Raw genomic sequence first — 20215 nt, 5'->3', positions numbered from 1 at the left:
GCACTGCCCAACGCGTCGGACCCGCCGGAAGTGCCGGTTCCCATGGTGCCGTGTCACCCGTCCGAGCGACAACGGCCGGGCGGAAGAGCGGAATTCGAGAGCGCTTCGTGTACCCCGTGTCGCTCTGTGCTATCGACGTGTCGCACACCGACGTGAAGCCACACTCTCCGAGAATGCGCAGATATCAGGCATATAGGATTCTAAGTGGACCCGAGGATCCGAGGATTCCCTCAGACGGGGAGAGGTGTCCCATGCGTCGACCGGAGTGGGTGCCCGCGGGGACGGACGTGGAGACTCCGAACGCCGCCCGGGTCTACGACTACTACCTGGGCGGATCCCACAACTTCGAGGCCGATCGCGACATGGCGCGGCAGGCCATGGCGCTGTGGCCCGACCTGCCGGTGATCATGCGGGCCAACCGCGCCTTCCTCCGCCGCGCGGTCCAGTACCTCGCCTCCCTGGGCATCACCCGCTTCCTGGACATCGGCTCCGGGATCCCGACCTTCGGCGCCGTGCACGAGGTCGCGCGGGCCGTCCGCCCCGAGGCGCGCGTGGTGTACGTGGACCTGGACCCGATCGCGGTGGCGCACAGCCGTCTGCTGCTCCAGGACGACCCGCTGAGCGCCATGGTCATGGCCGACATGACCGACACCGGCGATCTGCTCTCCCGGCCCGAGGTCACCGCCCTGCTCGCGCCCGGGGAACCGGTCGCGGTGCTGCTGGTGGCGATGCTCCACTTCGTCACCGACGCCGAGGACCCCGGCAAGATCGTGGGCGCGCTGCGCGACGCCATGCCGCCCGGCAGCCATCTGGTGCTCACCCACGCCTCCCGGGAGAGCCGCCCGGAGCAGGCGGACTCGCTCGCCGAGCTGTACGCCCGGCGCACCACCACGCCGCTGGTCATGCGGACAAGGAAGGACGTGACGGCCTTCTTCGACGGCTGGCGGCTCCTGCCGCCGGGTGTCGTCTGGCTGCCCGAGTGGCACCCGGAGGACCCGGAGTCGGTGGGGCCGCATCCCGAGTGGTTGTCGGGCCTGGCCGGCGTGGGACGGCGGCCGTGAGGGAGTCGCCGTCCACCGTCGCAGGGCCCGCCCCGGACTTCGCGGACGCCTGGTCCCGCCTGCTGCGTTCAGGCCCGGGGCTGGCGCTGCCCCCGCTGACCCTGCGCCGGGTGGCGGCCACCACCGCGGACCTGCTCGGCCGGGCGCTCGGCGACCGCACCTGCGACACCTCCCTCGCGGAACAGGCCGGCACGCTGCTGGTGGAGGCCCACTTCACCGATCCGGAGATCCTGGCGGCCGCCGTGGCGCTGCTGCAGATCCAGCCGGCCGGTCCCGAGCGGGTACCCGGCGTGGCCGGCGCCTTCGCCTCCGGCTGGGCGGCCGCGCTGCGCGAGCGGACGCTGCGGGAGCAGGAGGCGATCCAGCGCGCGGCGTTCCGGGCCCGCGAGGACGCCGAGCGGGCCCGGCGCGCCTCGGAGGCCCGCTTCCGCGCGCTGTTCGAGCACGCCGCCATCGGCATCGGCATCGCGGACGTGGACGGCACGATCGTGCAGGTCAACCAGGCGCTCCGGGACCTGCTCGGGGCGGCGCGCCAGGAGGATCTGCGGGGCCGCCGGGTCACCGAGCTGGTGCACCCCGAGGACGCACCGGGGGTGTGGGAGGCGTACGACGAACTGGTCAACGGACGCCGCGAGCGGTTCCAGTGCGACAAGCCGTACTACCGGCGCGACGGCGAGGTGGTGTGGACGCACCTGACGGTCTCGCTGATCCGCGACGAGCACGGCGAACCCCGCTACCAGGTGGCGATGGTCGAGGACATCACCGACCGCTACCGGCTGCAGGAGCGCCTGCGCCACCAGGCCACCCACGACCCGCTGACCGGGCTGCCCAACCGCACCGCGTTCTTCGAGCGGCTGGAGGGCCTCTTCGAACAGCCGCAGCCCGGCGCGCGCTTCGGCCTGTGCTACGTCGACCTCGACGGCTTCAAGGTCGTCAACGACAGCCTCGGTCACGAGACCGGGGACCAGTTGCTGACCGCCGTGGCCGAACGTCTGGACGCCGCGCTCTCCCCGCTGGGGCACCTGGTGGCCCGGCTGGGTGGCGACGAGTTCGTGGTGCTGCTGGAGGAGTGCCGCGGCGACCAGGAGGCGGTGGCGGTCGCCAAGCTCGTCCTGGCCACCCTCTCCCGGCCCTTCCTCGTGGGCGGCCAGCAGCTGACGATCGGCGCCAGCGTGGGGGTGCTGGCGCAGCGGATCGCCGCCACGACCCCCGGCGCGGCGGTGCGGGCGGCGGATCTGACGCTGTACCGCTCCAAGGAGGCCGGAAGGGGCCGCTGGACGCTCTTCGACCCCACGCACAACGCGCGTGCCGTGAGCCGGTACGCCATCTCCGTACGGCTGCCGGTGGCGCTGGACCGCGGGGAGTTCTTCGTGGACTACCAGCCGCTGTGCTCGCTCGCCGACGGCTCCCTGGTGGCGGTGGAGGCCCTGGTGCGCTGGCGTCACCCGCAGTTCGGGGTGCTGGGGCCGGACGAGTTCGTGGGGACGGCGGAGGAGACCGGGCTGATCATGCCGCTGGGCCGGTGGATCCTGGAGCGCGCGGTCGGTCAGGCGGCCGCCTGGGTGCGGCGCTACGGGGAGGCGGCCCCGCAGATCAACGTGAACCTGGCGGTACGGCAGATCCGCAACCCCGGCCTGGTGAACGACGTCACGTCGATCCTGGACAGCACCGGCCTCGAACCGGGGCGGCTGGAGCTGGAGATCACCGAGAGCGCCGTGATCGGACCCGAGGACGAGTCGCTGCGCGCCCTGCAGGCGATCGCCGACGCAGGGGTCTCACTGGCCGTCGACGACTTCGGCACCGGCTGGTCGAACCTCGCCTATCTGAGGGACCTTCCGGTGTCCGGGCTGAAGATCGCCGGAGCGTTCGTCACCGACCCCCACCGCGCCGGGACGGATGACCCGGTGGGCTGGCGGATCGTCGGCGGACTGGTGTCGCTGGCGCACGCGCTCGGCCTCACCGTCACCGCCGAGGGCGTGGAGAGCTCCCAGCACGCCCGGCGCCTGCGCTCGCTGGGCTGCGACTGGGGCCAGGGCTGGTACTTCGGGCGGCCGATGCGGCCGGAGCGGATCGCCCGGTGGATCGAGCGGGGACGGCCGGACTGACCGGCGGTCAGGTGGCAGCCGACCGGCGGTCTGTGCTCCGACGGCGCGGCCGGCCGGTGGCAGCACCGGCCGGCCGCGTGATGACCCGCGGACGGTTCAGGTGAGCCGCACGCGCACGGCCGCGACGACGCCGTCGAGCGGCACGGCGTCCTGCTCGCCGCTCTCCAGGTCCTTCAGCTGGACGACGCCCTCGGCGAGGTCGCGCTCACCGGCGACGATCGCGAAGCGGGCACCGGACCGGTTGGCGGACTTCATGGCGTTCTTCAGGCCCTTGCCGCCGAAGGCGAAGTCGGTGGCGATCCCCGCCCGGCGCAGCTCGGTGACCGCGGCGAACAGCACGCGGCGCGCCTCCTCGCCCATCGGCACCGCGAACACCTGGGTGGCCGCGGGCAGTTCGAGCTCGATGCCCTCGGCCTGAAGGGCCAGCACCGTACGGTCCACCCCCAGCGCCCAGCCGACCGACGGCAGCGCCGGGCCGCCGATCATCTCGGACAGGCCGTCGTAGCGGCCGCCGCCACCGACCGCGGACTGCGAGCCGAGGCCGTCGTGCACGAACTCGAAGGTGGTGCGGGTGTAGTAGTCCAGGCCGCGCACCAGCTTCGGGTCGTCCTCGAACTCCACGCCCGCGGCCGTCAGCAGCTCGCGCACCTGCTCGTGGTAGGCCTTGCAGGCCTCGCACAGGTGGTCGCGCATCATCGGGGCGCCGACGAGCTGCTTCTGGACGCTGTCGCGCTTGTCGTCCAGGACGCGCAGCGGGTTGATCTCGATCCGCCGGCGGGTGTCCTCGTCGAGGTCGAGTCCGCGCAGGAAGTCCTGGAGGGCGGCCCGGTAGACCGGACGGCACTCGCGGTCGCCGAGCGAGTTGAGCAGCAGCCTGAAGTTCCGCAGCCCCAGGGAACGGTAGGCGTCCACGGCGAGGATGATCAGCTCGGCGTCGAGCGCCGGGTCCTCGGCGCCGATCGCCTCCGCGCCGACCTGGGAGAAGTGGCGGTAACGCCCGGCCTGCGGGCGCTCGTAGCGGTAGTACGAGCCGGAGTACCAGAGCTTGACCGGCAGGTTGCCGGCCTTGTGCAGGTTGGCCTCCAGAGCGGCGCGCAGCACGGAGGCGGTGCCCTCGGGGCGCAGCGCGAGGTTCGTGCCGCCCTTGGTGGTGAGGGTGTACATCTCCTTGGTCACGATGTCGGTGGACTCGCCGACGCCGCGGGAGAAGAGTTCGACCTGCTCGAAACCGGGGGTCTCGACGTAGCCGTAGCCGGCCCGCCGCAGCGGCTCGGCGAGCGCCTCGCGCACCGCCAGGAACACGGCGGAGTCGGGCGGCAGGAGGTCATAGGTGCCCTTGGGGGCCTGGAAGGTGCTCACTGTGAGGTCTCTCGTCACATTCCTCGTCGCGGAGGGGCGGGGTGGTCGTCCCCTCCGAGGCCGCGGGCCACCTCCGCCAGATACGGGTTGGTGGCGCGCTCACGGCCGATGGTCGTCTGGGGTCCGTGGCCGGACAGCACCACGGTCGAGTCGTCGAGCGGCAGGCACACACGGGCCAGCGAGGCGTACAGCTCGTCCATGGAACCGCCGGGCAGATCGGTGCGGCCTACGGAGCCGGCGAAGAGCAGGTCGCCCGAGAAGAACACCGAGGGGATCTCGGCGGTCTCGGGGAGCCGGAACGTCACCGACCCCTCGGTATGGCCGGGCGCGTGCGCCACGGACAGCTCGAGACCGGCGAGTCCCAGCGTGCTGCCGTCGGCGAGCTCCTTCACGTCGTCCGGCTCGCCGATGGCCAGTTCGCCGAGCAGCTGCGCGCCGATCGAGCGGCCGAGGGCCTTCTCCGGGTCGTTCAGCATGTAGCGGTCCCTGGGGTGGATCCAGGCAGGGACGCCATGGGCCCCGCAGACCGGGACGACCGAGGCCGTGTGGTCGAGATGGCCGTGGGTGAGGATGACGGCGACGGGCTTGAGACGGTGTCTGGCGAGCGTGTCCTCGACGCCCTGGGCCGCTTCGTGGCCCGGGTCGATGATCACGCACTCCTCACCGGCGGCGGGGGCGACCACGTAGCAGTTGGTGCCCCAGGCCCCGGCGGGGAACCCGGCAATGAGCACGTTCGTCCTTCTGTCGGCTGTCGTTCTCGGCAGGTCGTGACCGCACGGTGGCGGCCCCACGAGCCTACCGGCGGCGACGCGGCCATCGCGAACCAGTAACGTCGCTGGACGGGGGGCGCGCCGGACGCAAAGATCGGCGACGTACTCACATTCGGACGCGACGAGCAGAAGTCATCGGGAGACGGCTCAGTGGTCACCAAGGATCAGCGGCGGCGCCAGCTCGCCCGGGAGAAGTTCGAGCGGCAGCATGAGCGCCGTGTGCAGGCCCAGCGCAAGGCCGTGCGGCGCAACGCGGTGGTCGCCGCCGTGCTCGCGGTCGTGCTGGCGGCCGGTGCCACGGCCTGGGCGGCGGGTGCCTTCAGCCCGGACTCCAAGAACAACGACGCCGCGGCCGCGGACGTCTCCCCCACCCCCGCGGAACCGAGCAAGGCGCCCGACCCCTGCGCCAAGCCCGCCGAGGGCAACCCCGGCACGGAGCAGTGGAAGAAGGAGCCCGCGGTCACCATCGACACCGCGGCCAAGTACACCCTCACGCTCCAGACGACCTGCGGTGACATCGCGCTGGACCTCGACGCGAAGAACGCCCCGCACACGGTCAACTCCTTCGCGTTCCTGGCCGGCAAGGGCTACTTCGACCACACGAAGTGCCACCGGCTCACCACCAGCGGCATCTATGTGCTGCAGTGCGGCGACCCGACGGCCCAGGGCACCGGCGGTCCCGGCTACACCATCCCGGACGAGAACCTGAAGGCGAAGGAGATCGCCGGGGGCACGTACCCGGCGGGCACGGTCGCCATGGCCAACACCGGCCAGGCGCACACCGGCGGCAGCCAGTTCTTCCTGGTCTACAAGGACAGCCCGCTGCCCCCGAACTACACCCCGTTCGGGACGATCGGCGCGGCCGGCATGGAGGTGCTGGACAAGATCGCGGCCGCGGGCGAGACGACCGGCGCCGGTGACGGCGCCCCGAACGCCACCGTGGTGATCAACAAGGCGACGGTCGGTACGTCCTGACCGCCGCGTCCCGCACCCGCGGGTTAATTTCGCGGGTGCGGGATGCGGACAGCCGGGGCACCGGTCGCCTATGTTGGCGTTGTGTAGGGTGCCTGCTCCGACGGCTGCACCATGGATGTGAGCGGACCGTCGGACCGGTCAGGGCTCGGCCCGGCCGAATGGAACTGTGGACGATGCCCGCGAGCCGTGCGACGGCCGGGCATCACGTGGAGGAGGCGCTGTGAGCAGCGACCCGTGGGGCCGCGTCGACGAGACGGGGACCGTGTACGTGCGTACGGCCGATGGCGAGCGTGAAGTCGGCTCGTGGCAGGCGGGCTCCCCTGAGGAGGCGCTGGCCTACTTCGAGCGGAAATACGAGGGCCTCGTCGTCGAGATCGGCCTCCTCGAACGCCGGGTGAAGACCACCGACCTGTCCCCCAAGGACGCGTTGACCGCCATCGATCACCTGCGCGCCACGGTGACCGAGGCCCACGCCGTGGGCGACCTGGCCGCCCTCGCCAAGCGGCTGGACGCGCTGACCGAGCAGGTCGACGCGCGCCGCGAGGAGCGCAAGGTCGCCAAGGCCAAGGCCTCCGAGGAGGCCAGGACGGCCAAGGAGGACCTGGTCACCGAGGCCGAGCAGCTGGCGCAGAGCGAGCAGTGGCGCGCCGCCGGCGAGCGGCTGCGCGCGCTGGTCGACACCTGGAAGGGCCTGCCCCGGCTGGACCGCAAGACCGACGACGAGCTGTGGCACCGCTTCAGCCACGCCCGTTCGGTCTTCTCCAAGCGGCGAAAGGCGCACTTCGCGGCACTCGACGCGCAGCGCGAGGACGCCCGCCGGCGCAAGGAGAAGCTGGTCGAGGAGGCGCAGGCGCTGTCCGGCTCCACCGACTGGGGCCCGACGGCGGCGCGCTACCGCGAGCTGATGGCGGACTGGAAGGCCGCCGGCCGCGCCCAGCGCGAGGCGGAGGAGGACCTGTGGAACCGCTTCCGCGGTGCCCAGGACGTCTTCTTCGCGGCCCGCTCGGAGGTCTTCGCCGAGCGGGACACCGAGCAGCGCGAGAACCTCGCGCTGAAGGAGGAGCTGGCCATCGAGGCCGAGAAGCTGCTCCCGGTCACCGACCTGAAGGCGGCGCGCGCGGCCTTCCGCGGCATCAACGAGCGCTGGGAGGCGATCGGCCACGTGCCGCGCGACGCCCGGCCGCGCATCGAGGGCCGCATGCACGCGGTGGAGCGCGCGATCCAGGAGGCCGAGGAGTCCGAGTGGCGCCGCACCAACCCCGAGGCGCGGGCGCGTGCCGCGGGCCTGACCGGGCAGCTCCAGGCGGCCGTCGACAAGCTGCGTGAGCAGATCGAGGCGGCGCGGGCGGCGGGCAACACCTCCAAGGCCGACAAGCTCCAGCGGGAACTCGACGGGCGGCAGGTGCTGCTCGACCAGGCGCTCAAGTCCCTGGACGAGTTCGGCGGCTGAGACGCTGACGTGGTGGTCCGGGGGCCTCCCCGGACCACGGCGAAGGGCCCGTACGCGAGGCGTACGGGCCCTTCGCCGTGTCGTGCCGGGTCAGGCCTGGCAGGCCTAGCGCTGGCGCGCCGAGGTCACGCGGTACACGTCGTAGACGCCCTCGACGCCGCGGACGGCCTTCAGGACGTGCCCGAGGTGCTTGGGGTCGCCCATCTCGAAGGTGAAGCGCGAGGTGGCCACCCGGTCGCGGGAGGTCTGGACGGCGGCGGACAGGATGTTGACGTGCTGGTCGGACAGCACGCGCGTGACGTCCGACAGCAGGCGGGACCGGTCCAGCGCCTCGACCTGGATGGCGACCAGGAAGACCGAGGACTGGGTCGGCGCCCACTCGACGTCGATGATCCGCTCGGGCTGCTGCGAGAGCGACTCGACGTTCACGCAGTCGGCCCGGTGCACGGAGACGCCGTTGCCGCGGGTGACGAAGCCGATGATCGGATCGCCCGGCACCGGGGTGCAGCAGCGTGACAGCTTGACCCAGACGTCCTTCTCACCCTTGACGATGACACCCGGGTCGGCGGCCGAACGCCGCTTGGTGCGGCTGCGCGAGGGGGTCGTGACCTCGGCGATGTCCTCGGTCGCGCCCTCCTCGCCGCCCAGGGCCTCGACGAGCTTGTGCACGACGGACTGCGCGGTGATGTGCCCCTCGCCGATCGCCGCGTAGAGCGCGGAGATGTCGGGGTAGCGCATCTCGTGCGCGAGCGTGACCAGGGAGTCGCCGGTGAGCACCCGCTGGATCGGCAGGTTCTGCTTGCGCATCGCGCGCGCGATGGCTTCCTTGCCCTGCTCGACGGCCTCCTCGCGGCGCTCCTTGGAGAACCAGGCGCGGATCTTGTTACGGGCACGCGGGGACTTGACGAAGCCGAGCCAGTCTCGGGACGGGCCGGCGCCCGCCGCCTTGGAGGTGAAGACCTCCACGGTGTCGCCGTTGTCCAGGGTCGACTCCAGCGGCACCAGACGGCCGTTGACCCGGGCCCCTATCGTGCGATGGCCGACCTCGGTGTGGACGGCGTACGCGAAGTCGACGGGGGTCGCGCCGGCGGGCAGCGCGATGACATCACCCTTGGGGGTGAAGACGAAGACCTCGTTGCGCGACAGGTCGAAGCGCAGCGACTCCAGGAACTCGCCAGGGTCCTCGGTCTCCTTCTGCCAGTCGAGCAACTGCCGCAGCCACGCCATGTCGTTGACGGCGTCGTCCTTCTTGGCGGACTTGGGGCTGTCGGTGCGCACCTTGGAGGCGCCGGCGACGGCCTCCTGCTTGTACTTCCAGTGCGCCGCGATGCCGTACTCGGCGCGGCGGTGCATGTCGAAGGTGCGGATCTGGATCTCGACCGGCTTGCCGCTGGGCCCGATGACCGTCGTGTGGAGCGACTGGTACATGTTGAACTTGGGCATCGCGATGTAGTCCTTGAACCGCCCCGGCACCGGGTTCCACCGCGCGTGGATGGTGCCCAGCGCCGCGTAGCAGTCGCGGACGGTGTCGACGAGGACGCGGATGCCGACCAGGTCGTAGATCTCGGCGAAGTCCCGGCCCCGCACGATCATCTTCTGGTAGACGCTGTAGTAGTGCTTGGGGCGGCCGGTGACGGTCGCCTTGATGCGGGCGGCGCGCAGGTCCTGCTGCACCTGGTCGGTGACGACCGCCAGGTACTCGTCCCGCTTGGGCGCGCGCTCGGCGACGAGCCGGACGATCTCGTCGTACATCTTGGGGTAGAGGATCGCGAAGGCGAGGTCCTCCAGCTCCCACTTGATGGTGTTCATGCCCAGCCGGTGCGCCAGCGGTGCGTAGATCTCCAGCGTCTCGCGGGCCTTCTTCTCCTGCTTCTCCCGCTTGAGGTACCGCATGGTGCGCATGTTGTGCAGGCGGTCGGCGAGCTTGATGACCAGGACCCGTGGGTCCTTGGCCATGGCGACGACCATCTTGCGCACCGTCTCGGCCTGCGCGGCCTCGCCGAACTTGACCTTGTCCAGCTTGGTGACGCCGTCCACCAGCAGGGCGACGGAGTCACCGAAGTCGCGCCGGAGCGCGTCGAGGCCGTACTCGGTGTCCTCGACGGTGTCGTGCAGCAGCCCGGCCATCAGCGTCGCCGGATCCATACCGAGCTCGGCCAGGATCGTGGTGACCGCGAGCGGGTGCGTGATGTACGGATCGCCGCTCTTGCGCTTCTGGCCCCGGTGCCACCGCTCGGCGACCTGGTAGGCGCGCTCGATCTGGCGCAGCTGGGACGGGTCGCCCTTCGGGTCGTTGCTGCGGACTATCCGCAGCAGGGGCTCCAGGACCGGGTTGTACGGACTGGACCGCTGGACGCCGAGCCGGGCGAGGCGGGCGCGGACCCGGTTGGAGGAGGTGGCGGGGCGGTTCGGGGCCACGCTGCCGGGAGTGCGTACGGGCCGGGCGGCAGGAGTCGCCGGGGCGGCGGGAGCGGGCTTGGCGGCCTTGCCCTCCGCGGGCGCGGCGGGCGCGACAGGAGGAGCCGCGGAGAGGGAAGCCGCCTGCTTCCCGTCTGCGGCGGTCATCGGCTGAGCCTGCCTGGCCTCTTCTTGCAAGGGCACTCCTTCTGGTCCCCTCCCGGCCGGAGACGGGCGAGGAGGGAGGTTCCGAGACACCATGGTAGCGATCTGATCGGGTGAACCGCGTCCCGTCCGCCCCGTGGACCCCCCGTGACGCCCGGAGGCGGGCCCCGTACCGCTTCCGCGGCCGGGACCCGCCTCCGGCGAGCCAGGGGCTCAGACCGCGATCAGCGCCTCCAGGGGAGCGCCGGCGAGGGACGGGGCGAGGCGGGCGCGGCCGCCGAGAAAGCCCAGTTCCAGGAGGACCGCGACGCCCGCGACCTGCGCGCCGCTCCGGCGGATCAGCTCCAGGGACGCCTCGGCCGTGCCGCCGGTGGCGAGCACGTCGTCGATGACCAGGACCCGGTCACCGGCCGAGAAGGCGTCCTGGTGGACCTCGATCTCGGCGGTGCCGTACTCCAGCTCGTACGCCTGGCCCAGCGTCGCCCCGGGCAGCTTGCCCGCCTTGCGCACGGGCACGAACCCGAGCCCGGCGCGGGCGGCCGCCGGGGCGGCGAGGATGAACCCACGCGCCTCCAGGCCGACGACCTTGTCGGCGCCGTGCCGGGCGCAGAGCCCGGCCAGGGCGTCGATCAGCGCGTTGAACGCCGCGGGGTCGGCCAGCAGCGGGGTGATGTCCTTGAACATCACGCCCGGCTTCGGATAGTCCGGCACGTCCCGGATACGGCTGAGCAGCAGGCTGCGCAGCCCCTCCGGGGTGGCGTCCGTCGTGGTCATCGCCTGTGTTCCTCGGTGCTTCGTCGCCGCGTGTCGTCGATCGTCCGGCCCGCCCTCAGCGGCGCTTGCCGGAGGGACGGTTGCGGCCACGGTTGTTACGGGCCGGCTGGGTGCGCTGGCCGCCGACGACGGCGCCCGCGTGGGCGTCCTCCTCCGGGTCGCCGTCCGCGTCCGCGGGGGAGGCGTCCTGCGGCTCGTCCGCGCCGTCGCCGCCACGGCGGGCGTCGGCGGCGCGCTTGGCGAGCACGCGCTTGCGCAGCGCCTTCATCTCCGGGTCGCGCTCCTTGAGGTCCGCGACCAGCGGGGTCGCGATGAAGATCGAGGAGTACGCACCGGCGGTGAGGCCGACGAAGAGCGACAGCGCGATGTCGTTGAGCATGCCCGCGCCCAGCAGACCGCCACCGACGAAGAGCAGGCCCGCGACCGGGAGCAGCGCCACGACCGTGGTGTTGATCGAACGCACCAGGGTCTGGTTGAGGCTGCGGTTGGCCACCTCGCTGTATGTGTAGCGGTTCTGCTTGGTGATGTCCTTCGTGGACTCCTTCAGGCCGTCGAAGACGACGACGGTGTCGTAGAGGGAGTAACCGAGGACGGTCAGCAGACCGATCACCGTGCCCGGGGTGACCTCGAAGCCCACGATCGCGTAGACGCCGATGGTGATCGTGAGGTCGTGGATGAGGGCGATCAGGGCGGCCACGGCCTTGCGCCACTCGAAGGCGATCGCCAGGTAGACCGTCACCAGGACCATGAAGATCACCAGGCCCTGGAAGGCCTTCTTGGAGATCTCGTCGCCCCAGCTCGGACCGATGATCTGCGGGTCGATGTCGTTGGACTTGACGTTCAGGTCCGTGGCGATCTCGCCCTGGATCTTCTTGGCCTCGGTGAGCGAGATGTCACTGATCTGGATGCGGACCGAGCCCGAGCCGAGCTTCTGCACGATGGCCTGGTGGCCGCCGGTGTTGTCGGCGATCTTGTCCTGGACCTGGCTGACCGACATCTCGGTCTTCGGGGTGGTGAAGACCGCGCCGCCGGAGAACTCGATGCCGAGCTTGAGTCCGTTGACGGCGAGACCGATGATCGCCGCGAGGGTGATCAGGACCGAGACGCCGTACCAGAGCTTGCGCTTGCCGACGAAGTCGTAGGCGATCTCGCCTCGGTGCAGGCGGTGCCCGAGGCTACCGAGCCGGGACATCAGGCCTCCTTGACGTCGGTACGGGCCGCGGGGCGGCGGGTGCGGCGCAGCGGGGGGTTGACGCCCAGGGCACGCGGGTCGAGCCCGGACCAGGGGTGTCCGCTGGCGTAGAACTTCTTGCGGGCCAGGATCGTCATCAGCGGCTTGGTGAAGAGGAACACCACGGCCACGTCGAGCAGGGTCGTCAGGCCCAGGGTGAAGGCGAAGCCCTGCACCTTGCCGACCGAGACGATGAAGAGCACGGCGGCGGACAGGAACGACACGAAGTCCGAGACGAGGATCGTGCGACGGGCGCGCGGCCAGCCGCGGGCGACGGCCGGCTGCAGGGAGCGGCCCTCCCGCAACTCGTCACGGATGCGTTCGAAGAAGACGATGAACGAGTCGGCGGTGATGCCGATGGCGACGATGGCGCCGCAGACGGCGGGCAGGTTCAGCGCGAAGCCGATGGCCGGGCCGAGCAGCGTCATGATCGCGTAGGTGAGGATCGCCGAGACGATGAGGCTCAGGATGGCCACGAAGCTCAGGCCGCGGTAGTAGGCGACCAGATAGAGCACGACCAGGGCGAGGCCGACGCCGCCGGCGATGAGACCACCGTGCAGCTGCTCGCCGCCGATCGCCGCCGACACCTTGGTGACGTCGGACTTGTCGAACGTGAGGGGCAGGGAGCCGTAGGACAGGACGTTCGCCAGTTCCTCGGAGCTCTCCTGGGTGAAGCTGCCGTAGATCTCGGCACTGCCGCTGAGGGTCTGGTTCACCGAGGGGGCGGAGACGACCTCGTTGTCCAGCACGATCGCGAACTGGTTGTTCGGCGGCTGCTGCTGGGACAGCTGCGAGGTGATCTTCGAGAAGGCCTTGGAGCCGGTGCCGTCGAAGTCCAGGGTGACGACCCAGCCGTTGCCGCCCTGGGTGTCGAACTGCGCGGCGGCCTTGCTGACGTTCTTGCCGTCCACCGCGGCGGGACCGAGGGCGTACTTGGCGCCGCCGTCCTGGCTGCACGCGACGATCTTGTCGGTCGGCTTGGCCTTGAGGTTCAGGTTGGCGCGCGCCTTGGCGTCGGAGCAGTCCAGCGCGGCGAGCTTGGCCTGCAGGTCCGCGGGGATGGAGGTGTCCATCGTGCTGCCGGGGGCCGCGGTGCTCGCCGAGGGCGACGGGTTGGGCGACGGTGCGCCCGAGGCGGAGGCGGACGGCGTCGAGGATGCCTTCAGCGCGTCGGTGACGGCGCGGCCCTGCGTCGAGGCGCTGTCGGACGGGGAGCCGGACGCCTTGGCCCCGGTCGAGGCGCTCGCGGACGGCGAGGCCGTGGACGAGGGCGAGCCCGAGGGGCTGCCGCTCGGCGAGGCCGGGGTCGCCGGGGTGTTGGCCACCTCGGCGAGCACGGGCCGGAAGTAGAGCTGGGCGGTGGTGCCGACCTGCTGCTCGGCCTGCGCGGCGTTGGTGCCCTTGGGGATGTTGACGATGATGTTCCGGTCGCCCTGGATCTGGCTTTCGGCTTCCGAGACACCGAGACCGTTGACCCGCCGGTCGATGATCGACTTGGCGGTCTCCATGTTGGTCTTGTTGATCGCGCCGGCCTGGTCGCTCTTGGCCGTCAGCGTGATGCTCGTACCGCCGGCCAGGTCGATGCCCAGCCGCGGGGTGGTGTGGCCGGAGAGGAACATCCCTCCGGTGAGCGCCACGATGGCCAGCAGGATCACTGCCAGCGCCCGCCCGGGGTATCCCTGGCTCCCCGAGGGCCTACGGCCCCTCTTCGGTGCTGCCACCTTCTCGTTTCTCCCTGTCCAACCGCCCTGCGGACCTGCGCGCGCAGCAGGGCGGCACGTTGAGTTGTACGGACTTGCCGAACCCTGCAAACGTACCGGCCGGGCCGTTACTTCTTGTCGGTGCCGTCCGTCTTGGAGACGTCCTCGGTCGCGCCCTCGTCGGTCTTGCTGAGGTCGACGGGCTCGTCGGCCGGCTCGTCGGCGTTCTCGACGTCCTCGGCGTCGTGCGCGTCGAGCTCCGGCTCGATGCCGTGGACGACGCGGTCGTACTCGGCCTGGTCGAGGACGGCGGCGATGGCGTTCTTCGCGAAGTGCGCGTGGACGCCGTCGGCCAGCTCCAGCAGGACCGTGTCCTCGTTGACCTCCTTGACGACGGCGTACATGCCGCCGATCGTCCGGATGCCCGAACCGGGGACCATCTGGTCACGCATCTGCGTGGCCTGGCGCTGCCGGTTCTTCGCGGAGCGGGTCATCAGCAGCATGACACCGATGATCAGGACGAAAGGCAGGATTTGAACCAGATTCATGGTGTCTTGACGATCCTTCGCACGGCCTTGCGGGCCTGGTCTACGGGATTGAGGGTGTCGGTCCCGGAGGGACGACGTCGGCGGAGTCTAAGCGTTCGTTCGCCGGTGGAACAACGCCAAGCATTACACCGAGGTTCCTGCGGCGGCGAGTCTCCCCGCCGTCAAGGGACGAACAGCCCGTCTTGCCCGGGTCCGGCGCCCTGTGGCGGCACAAGTCCAAGGTGTGCCCACGCGGCGGGTGTGGCGACACGGCCACGCGATGTGCGCGCCAGGAGCCCCTCACGCACCAGGAACGGCTCGGCCACCTCCTCCACCGTCTCCCGCTCCTCCCCCACGGCCACCGCCAGTGTCGACAGCCCCACGGGGCCACCGCCGAAGAGCCCCAGCAAGGCCCGCAGCACGGCGCGGTCCAGCCGGTCCAGGCCGCGGCCGTCGACCTCGTACACCTCCAGCGCCCGGCCGGCGACCTCACGCGTGATCACGCCGTCGGCCTTCACCTGCGCGAAGTCCCGTACGCGGCGCAGGAGTCGGTTGGCGATACGGGGGGTGCCGCGAGAGCGGCCGGCGATCTCGGCGGCACCCCCGGGCTCGATCTCGACGTCCAGCAGGCGCGCGGAGCGGTGGATGACCAGTTCCAGCTCGGACGGGGCGTAGAACTCCATGTGGCCGGTGAAGCCGAAGCGGTCGCGCAGCGGCGGCGGCAGCAGGCCGGCCCGGGTCGTGGCGCCGACCAGGGTGAACGGCGGCAGTTCGAGGGGGATGGCGGTGGCGCCTGGACCCTTGCCGACGATGACGTCGACCCGGAAGTCCTCCATCGCCATGTAGAGCATCTCCTCGGCGGGCCGGGACATCCGGTGGATCTCGTCGAGGAAGAGCACCTCGCCCTCGGCGAGGGAGGAGAGGATCGCCGCGAGGTCTCCGGCGTGCTGGATGGCGGGGCCGGAGGTGATACGGATCGGGGCGCCCATCTCGGCCGCGATGATCATCGACAGGGTCGTCTTGCCGAGCCCGGGGGCGCCGGAGAGCAGCACGTGGTCCGCGGTGCCGCCGCGCTGCCGCGCGGCCTTCAGCACCAGGTCGAGCTGCTCGCGGACCCGCTCCTGGCCGACGAACTCCTCCAGCGCCTTGGGCCGCAGCGCCGCCTCGACGGCCTGGTCCTCGCCGTCTGCGGCGGCGCCGACGAGACGGTCGGCGGTGGTCGGTACGGACTCGTCGTCCCAGTTCACTTCGGTGCGCCTTACGCTCGGCGGGCTACGGTCAGCGGGCTCGGTTCAGGGTCTGCAGGGCGGCCCGCAGGAGGGCCCCGACCTGCGGCTCGGCGCTCGCCTCGGCCTGCGGCGTCACGGCGGCCACGGCTTCCTCCGCCTCGCGCGGCTGGTAGCCCAGGCCGATCAGCGCGGCGTGCAGCTGCTCGCGCCAGGAGGCGGGTCCTGCGGCCACCGCGGGGCGTGCGGCGCCCGCCGCGCCCACGGGCGCGCCGAGGCGGTCCTTGAGCTCCAGCAGCAGCCGCTGCGCGCCCTTCTTGCCGATGCCCGGGACGGCGGTGAGGGCCTTCTCGTCGCCGGTGGCGACGGCCGTGCGCAGCGCGTCGGGGCTGTGCACCGCGAGCATGGCCTGGGCGAGCCGGGGGCCGACGCCGCTGGCGGTCTGGAGCAGTTCGAAGACCTGGCGCTCGTCGTCGTCGGCGAAGCCGTAGAGGGTGAGGGAATCCTCGCGGACGACGAGGGAGGTGGCGAGCCTGGCCTGCTCCCCCAGGCGCAGTGTGGCGAGGGTGCCCGGGGAGCACTGGACGGCCATGCCGATGCCGCCGACCTCGATCACGGCCGTGTCGGGGGCGAGGGCGGCGACCGGCCCGCTGACGAAGGCGATCATGTGCTGGGCTCCTGGATACGTGCGCGGGCGACGGCCTGCTGGAGTCGGTTGGTGGCGGTGCCGCGCCAGATGTGACAGATGGCGAGTGCCAGCGCGTCGGCGGCGTCGGCGGGCTTGGGCGGGGCGTCGAGCCGCAGGAGCCGGGTGACCATGGCGCCGACCTGCGCCTTGTCGGCCCGGCCGCTGCCGGTGACGGCGGCCTTGACCTCGCTGGGGGTGTGCAGGTGGACCGGCAGCCCGCGGCGGGACGCGCACAGGATGGCGACCGCGCTGGCCTGGGCGGTGCCCATCACGGTGCGCACGTTGTGCTGGCTGAAAACCCGCTCCACGGCGACCGCCTGGGGCGCGTACTCGTCCAGCCAGGCCTCTATGCCGCGCTCGACGAGCACAAGGCGATGGCCGATGTCGGCATCCGCCGAGGTGCGGACGACACCGACCCCGGCCATGCGCAGCGGCTTCCCCGGGGCTCCGTCCACCACGCCGACGCCGCACCGGGTCAGCCCCGGGTCCACGCCCAGCACACGCACCGCGCCCCTCCCTCCCTCGGACAGCCGTTCAGGTTCCTGGAGGCTATCGGGTGCCACCGACAACGACGGCGGCCCGGTGGGGGTGTGTCATCCCCACGGGCCGCCGTCCCGCCGTGCGTCGTACCGGACGGGTCAGGCCTCGACCTTCTCCATGATCTCGTCGGAGACGTCGAAGTTGGCGAAGACGTTCTGCACGTCGTCGCTGTCCTCGAGCGCGTCGATGAGCTTGAAGATCTTGCGGGCGCCCTCCTCGTCGAGCTCCACCTGCATGGTGGGGACGAAGTTGGCCTCCGCGGAGTCGTAGTCGATGCCGGCCTCCTGCAGCGCCGAGCGCACCGCGACGAGGTCGGTGGCCTCGCTGAGCACCTCGAAGGACTCGCCGAGGTCGTTGACCTCCTCGGCACCGGCGTCCAGGACGGCGCCGAGCACGTCGTCCTCGGAGAGCTCGCCCTTGGGGACGATCACGACGCCCTTGCGGTTGAACAGGTAGGACACCGAGCCCGGGTCGGCCATGGAGCCGCCGTTGCGGGTCATGGCGACGCGCACGTCGGAGGCGGCGCGGTTGCGGTTGTCGGTGAGGCACTCGATGAGCACCGCGACACCGTTGGGGCCGTAGCCCTCGTACATGATCGTCTCGTAGTCGGCACCGCCCGCCTCGAGACCGGCGCCGCGCTTGACCGCGCTGTCGATGTTCTTGTTGGGCACCGAGCTCTTCTTCGCCTTCTGAATGGCGTCGAAGAGGGTCGGGTTGCCGGACACGTCGGCACCGCCGGCACGAGCGGCGACCTCGATGTTCTTGATCAGCTTCGCGAAGAGCTTGCCGCGTTTGGCGTCAATCACGGCCTTCTTGTGCTTCGTCGTAGCCCATTTAGAGTGGCCGGACATCAGCCTGTCTCCTTCACGTCACCGATTGCTTCACGAACACTGCGATCCTACCGGGATCACCTCACCGGGCGGCGCGCACCATGTCCACGAAGTAGCGGTGCACCCGGTGGTCCCCGGTGAGTTCGGGGTGGAACGACGTGGCCAGCAGGTTGCCCTGGCGGACGGCGACGATCGTGCCGTCGTCGAGACGGGCCAGCGTGGCGACTTCGCTGCCGGTGGACTCGACCCAGGGGGCGCGGATGAAGACGCCCTCGACCGGGCCGCCTTCCACACCCTCGACCTCGACCCCGGTCTCGAAGGACTCGTTCTGCCGGCCGAAGGCGTTGCGGCGCACGATCATGTCGATCCCGCCGAAGGTCTCCTGGTCGTCCCTGCCGTCCAGGATCTTGTCGGCGAGCATGATCATGCCGGCGCAGGTGCCGTAGACCGGGAGCCCGTCCCTGATGCGGTCGCGCAGCGGTTCCATCAGGCCGAAGAGCGTGGCGAGCTTGGACATCGTGGTCGACTCGCCGCCGGGGACCACCAGGCCGTCCACCTCCGCCAGTTCGCCGGGCCGCCGCACGGGGCGGGCCAGGGCGTCGGCCTCGGCGAGCGCGACGAGGTGCTCGCGGACGTCGCCCTGCAGGGCGAGGACTCCGATGGTCGGGGTGCTGCTGGACACGGGGTTGGGACCTTCCGGAACGTCGGGTGGGGCAACGATCGATGGGCAGGCCGGCGCCGGCCTGCCCATCGAGGGGCGCGGGGCGCTTACCAGCCGCGGTTGGCGTAGCGCTCGGCCTCGGGGAGGGTGTCGCAGTTGATGCCCACCATGGCCTCGCCCAGGTTGCGGGAGGCGTCCGCGATGATCTTGGGGTCGTCGTAGAAGGTGGTGGCCTTCACGATGGCGGCGGCGCGCTTGGCCGGGTCGCCGGACTTGAAGATGCCGGAGCCGACGAAGACGCCCTCGGCGCCGAGCTGGCGCATCAGCGCCGCGTCGGCCGGGGTGGCGACACCACCGGCGGAGAACAGCACCACCGGCAGCTTGCCGAGCTCGGCGACCTCCTTGACGAGCTCGTACGGCGCGCGCAGTTCCTTGGCGGCGGCGTACAGCTCGTGGTTGTCGAAGCCGCGCAGGCGGGCGATCTCGTTCTTGATCTGACGCAGGTGGCGGACGGCCTCGACCACGTTGCCGGTGCCGGCCTCGCCCTTGGAGCGGATCATGGCCGCGCCCTCGGCGATGCGGCGCAGGGCCTCGCCCAGGTTGGTGGCACCGCAGACGAAGGGGGTGGTGAAGGCCCACTTGTCGGAGTGGTTGACCTCGTCGGCCGGGGTGAGGACCTCGGACTCGTCGATGTAGTCGACGCCGAGCGACTGCAGGACCTGGGCCTCGACGAAGTGGCCGATGCGCGACTTGGCCATGACCGGGATCGAGACGGCGTCGATGATGCCCTCGATCATGTCCGGGTCGGACATGCGGGCCACGCCGCCGTCCTTGCGGATGTCGGCCGGGACCCGCTCCAGCGCCATGACGGCGACGGCGCCCGCGTCCTCGGCGATCTTGGCCTGCTCGGGGGTGACGACGTCCATGATCACGCCGCCCTTGAGCTGCTCGGCCATGCCGCGCTTGACGCGGGCGGTGCCGGTCTCGGGGGACTCGGGGGTGCTGGGAAGCGTGGTGGACACGGGGACCTCACTCGGAGACTCAACTGCGGAATGGCGGCAACCCCCGGCGTCTGCCGGCCTCCTCACGGGCGACCGGCGGAACACCGATGGTTGCTCTGTGTTTCATGGTGGACCCCACGAAGTGGACCGCAAAAGGGCCAATCGCCCCTCAGTGGCCTGCCACGCCCTCCACCGTCAGGACGGCCGGCGGCTCGTCGTCCATCTCGAAGGTCACCGGCCGCGGCGCGTGCCCGGCGAGCCGGAACCAGCGCACCTTGCGGTGCTCGCGCAGCGCCCTGGCGGCGCGTACGGCGTCGTTGTGGAAGCGCCGCGCCATCGGCACCCGGCGCACCGCCTGGGTGAGCTCGTGGGCGGCCGCGTCGCCACCGGGGGCGGCCCGCACCGCGTCGACCGCGTCGGACTCGGCGAAGACGGCGCGCAGCGCCTGGCTCAGTTCGCTCTCGGCCACCTCGCGCCGTTCGTCCCGGGCCTGCCGGGCGGAGTGCGCCGCCTCGTAGAGCACGATGCTCGCCGCCGGGTCCAGCACCCCCGCGGTGGCCAGCTCCTGCGCCACGGAGGCCCTGCGCAGCAGCTGCGCGTCCAGTGCGGCCCGGGCGGCGTCGATACGGGTGTGCAGGCGGTCCAGCCGGCCCGCGGTCCAGCTCAGGTAGAGGCCGATGACGACCAGCGCCACGAGGACCCAGATGAAGGTGGTCACGGGCCGCAAGGCTACCGGTGCGCCCGGTACGGCCCAT

At 71.4% G+C, this 20215-nt stretch carries 18 protein-coding genes; 4 read left to right on the top strand and 14 right to left on the bottom strand.

The annotated features are described in order from the left end of the window. Positions 1 to 251 precede the first annotated feature (251 nt). Positions 252 to 1061: an SAM-dependent methyltransferase gene (locus ACRWNP_RS09455; protein ID WP_431960592.1), complete on the top strand. Its 810-nt coding sequence runs from the start codon at positions 252 to 254 to the stop codon at positions 1059 to 1061. Next, on the top strand, positions 1058 to 3166 hold the full coding sequence (locus ACRWNP_RS09450) for a putative bifunctional diguanylate cyclase/phosphodiesterase (RefSeq protein ID WP_431960591.1): 2109 nt from the start codon (positions 1058 to 1060) through the stop codon (positions 3164 to 3166). Before ACRWNP_RS09455 ends, ACRWNP_RS09450 begins: the two co-directional genes overlap by 4 nt. Positions 3167 to 3262: 96 nt before the next feature. On the opposite strand, the gene hisS is transcribed toward ACRWNP_RS09450, so the two are convergent. Together hisS and ACRWNP_RS09440 are read right to left on the bottom strand one after the other, a co-directional pair. Beyond that, on the bottom strand, positions 3263 to 4525 hold the full coding sequence (gene hisS, locus ACRWNP_RS09445; RefSeq protein WP_431960590.1) for a histidine--tRNA ligase: 1263 nt from the start codon (positions 4523 to 4525) through the stop codon (positions 3263 to 3265). Positions 4526 to 4539: 14 nt separating this feature from the next. Next, positions 4540 to 5256: an MBL fold metallo-hydrolase gene (locus ACRWNP_RS09440; RefSeq protein WP_431960589.1), complete on the bottom strand. Its 717-nt coding sequence runs from the start codon at positions 5254 to 5256 to the stop codon at positions 4540 to 4542. Positions 5257 to 5445: 189 nt separating this feature from the next. Here ACRWNP_RS09440 and ACRWNP_RS09435 point away from each other — a divergent pair, with 189 nt between their 5' ends. Together ACRWNP_RS09435 and ACRWNP_RS09430 are read left to right on the top strand one after the other, a co-directional pair. Continuing rightward, complete coding sequence (locus ACRWNP_RS09435) at positions 5446 to 6270, top strand: peptidylprolyl isomerase (RefSeq protein ID WP_431960588.1); 825 nt, start codon at positions 5446 to 5448, stop codon at positions 6268 to 6270. A 220-nt stretch (positions 6271 to 6490) separates the two neighbouring features. Further along, on the top strand, positions 6491 to 7720 hold the full coding sequence (locus ACRWNP_RS09430; protein WP_431960587.1) for a DUF349 domain-containing protein: 1230 nt from the start codon (positions 6491 to 6493) through the stop codon (positions 7718 to 7720). Positions 7721 to 7825: 105 nt separating this feature from the next. Here the strand turns inward: ACRWNP_RS09430 and ACRWNP_RS09425 are convergent, their stop codons facing one another. The 12 genes from ACRWNP_RS09425 to ACRWNP_RS09370 form a co-directional block, all read right to left on the bottom strand. Further along, a complete protein-coding gene (locus ACRWNP_RS09425; RefSeq protein ID WP_431960586.1) occupies positions 7826 to 10285 on the bottom strand; it encodes a RelA/SpoT family protein in 2460 nt (819 codons plus the stop codon). A 210-nt stretch (positions 10286 to 10495) separates the two neighbouring features. Then, entirely contained in the window at positions 10496 to 11056 is a 561-nt protein-coding gene (locus ACRWNP_RS09420; RefSeq protein WP_431960585.1) for an adenine phosphoribosyltransferase, read from the bottom strand. Positions 11057 to 11111: 55 nt separating this feature from the next. Then, complete coding sequence (secF, locus tag ACRWNP_RS09415; protein WP_431960584.1) at positions 11112 to 12248, bottom strand: protein translocase subunit SecF; 1137 nt, start codon at positions 12246 to 12248, stop codon at positions 11112 to 11114. Continuing rightward, positions 12248 to 14008, bottom strand: coding sequence for a protein translocase subunit SecD (secD, locus tag ACRWNP_RS09410; protein ID WP_431960583.1), 1761 nt, complete (start codon positions 14006 to 14008; stop codon positions 12248 to 12250). The genes secF and secD overlap by 1 nt, the downstream gene beginning before the upstream one ends. A gap of 107 nt (positions 14009 to 14115) precedes the next feature. Continuing rightward, positions 14116 to 14535, bottom strand: coding sequence for a preprotein translocase subunit YajC (gene yajC / locus ACRWNP_RS09405; RefSeq protein ID WP_431960582.1), 420 nt, complete (start codon positions 14533 to 14535; stop codon positions 14116 to 14118). Positions 14536 to 14696: 161 nt separating this feature from the next. Continuing rightward, complete coding sequence (ruvB, locus tag ACRWNP_RS09400) at positions 14697 to 15761, bottom strand: Holliday junction branch migration DNA helicase RuvB (RefSeq protein WP_431960581.1); 1065 nt, start codon at positions 15759 to 15761, stop codon at positions 14697 to 14699. Between the two features lie 31 nt (positions 15762 to 15792). Further along, positions 15793 to 16407 (bottom strand): Holliday junction branch migration protein RuvA, encoded by a 615-nt coding sequence (gene ruvA / locus ACRWNP_RS09395; protein ID WP_431960580.1) that lies wholly within the window; start codon positions 16405 to 16407, stop codon positions 15793 to 15795. Next, positions 16404 to 16934, bottom strand: coding sequence for a crossover junction endodeoxyribonuclease RuvC (gene ruvC / locus ACRWNP_RS09390; protein ID WP_431960579.1), 531 nt, complete (start codon positions 16932 to 16934; stop codon positions 16404 to 16406). The genes ruvA and ruvC overlap by 4 nt, the downstream gene beginning before the upstream one ends. 132 nt (positions 16935 to 17066) lie before the next feature. Further along, positions 17067 to 17819, bottom strand: a complete 753-nt coding sequence (locus tag ACRWNP_RS09385; protein ID WP_431960578.1) for a YebC/PmpR family DNA-binding transcriptional regulator — start codon at positions 17817 to 17819, stop codon at positions 17067 to 17069. 61 nt (positions 17820 to 17880) lie between these two features. Then, positions 17881 to 18480: a pyridoxal 5'-phosphate synthase glutaminase subunit PdxT gene (gene pdxT, locus ACRWNP_RS09380; protein WP_431960577.1), complete on the bottom strand. Its 600-nt coding sequence runs from the start codon at positions 18478 to 18480 to the stop codon at positions 17881 to 17883. 86 nt (positions 18481 to 18566) lie between these two features. Beyond that, positions 18567 to 19481 carry a pyridoxal 5'-phosphate synthase lyase subunit PdxS gene (gene pdxS, locus ACRWNP_RS09375; RefSeq protein WP_431960576.1) on the bottom strand — a complete coding sequence of 305 codons (915 nt, stop codon included), beginning with the start codon at positions 19479 to 19481 and terminating at the stop codon, positions 18567 to 18569. Between the two features lie 148 nt (positions 19482 to 19629). Next, the gene (locus tag ACRWNP_RS09370) at positions 19630 to 20187 is read right to left on the bottom strand and encodes a hypothetical protein (protein WP_431960575.1); all 558 of its coding nucleotides are present in this window, start codon (positions 20185 to 20187) and stop codon (positions 19630 to 19632) included. Between the last annotated feature and the right edge of the window lie 28 nt (positions 20188 to 20215).

The organism is Actinacidiphila sp. bgisy160, from assembly GCF_965342435.1.
GTDB lineage: Bacteria > Actinomycetota > Actinomycetes > Streptomycetales > Streptomycetaceae > Actinacidiphila.
This window is presented reverse-complemented; position numbering and strand designations above follow the sequence as displayed.

Coding starts and splice junctions, on each gene's coding strand:
- ACRWNP_RS09385 (WP_431960578.1), bottom strand. CDS start 17,819: ATGTCCGGCCACTCTAAATGGGCTACGACGAAGCACAAGAAGGCCGTG.
- ACRWNP_RS09455 (WP_431960592.1), top strand. CDS start 252: ATGCGTCGACCGGAGTGGGTGCCCGCGGGGACGGACGTGGAGACTCCG.
- ACRWNP_RS09420 (WP_431960585.1), bottom strand. CDS start 11,056: ATGACCACGACGGACGCCACCCCGGAGGGGCTGCGCAGCCTGCTGCTC.
- secF (WP_431960584.1), bottom strand. CDS start 12,248: ATGTCCCGGCTCGGTAGCCTCGGGCACCGCCTGCACCGAGGCGAGATC.
- ruvA (WP_431960580.1), bottom strand. CDS start 16,407: ATGATCGCCTTCGTCAGCGGGCCGGTCGCCGCCCTCGCCCCCGACACG.
- ACRWNP_RS09425 (WP_431960586.1), bottom strand. CDS start 10,285: ATGACCGCCGCAGACGGGAAGCAGGCGGCTTCCCTCTCCGCGGCTCCT.
- yajC (WP_431960582.1), bottom strand. CDS start 14,535: ATGAATCTGGTTCAAATCCTGCCTTTCGTCCTGATCATCGGTGTCATG.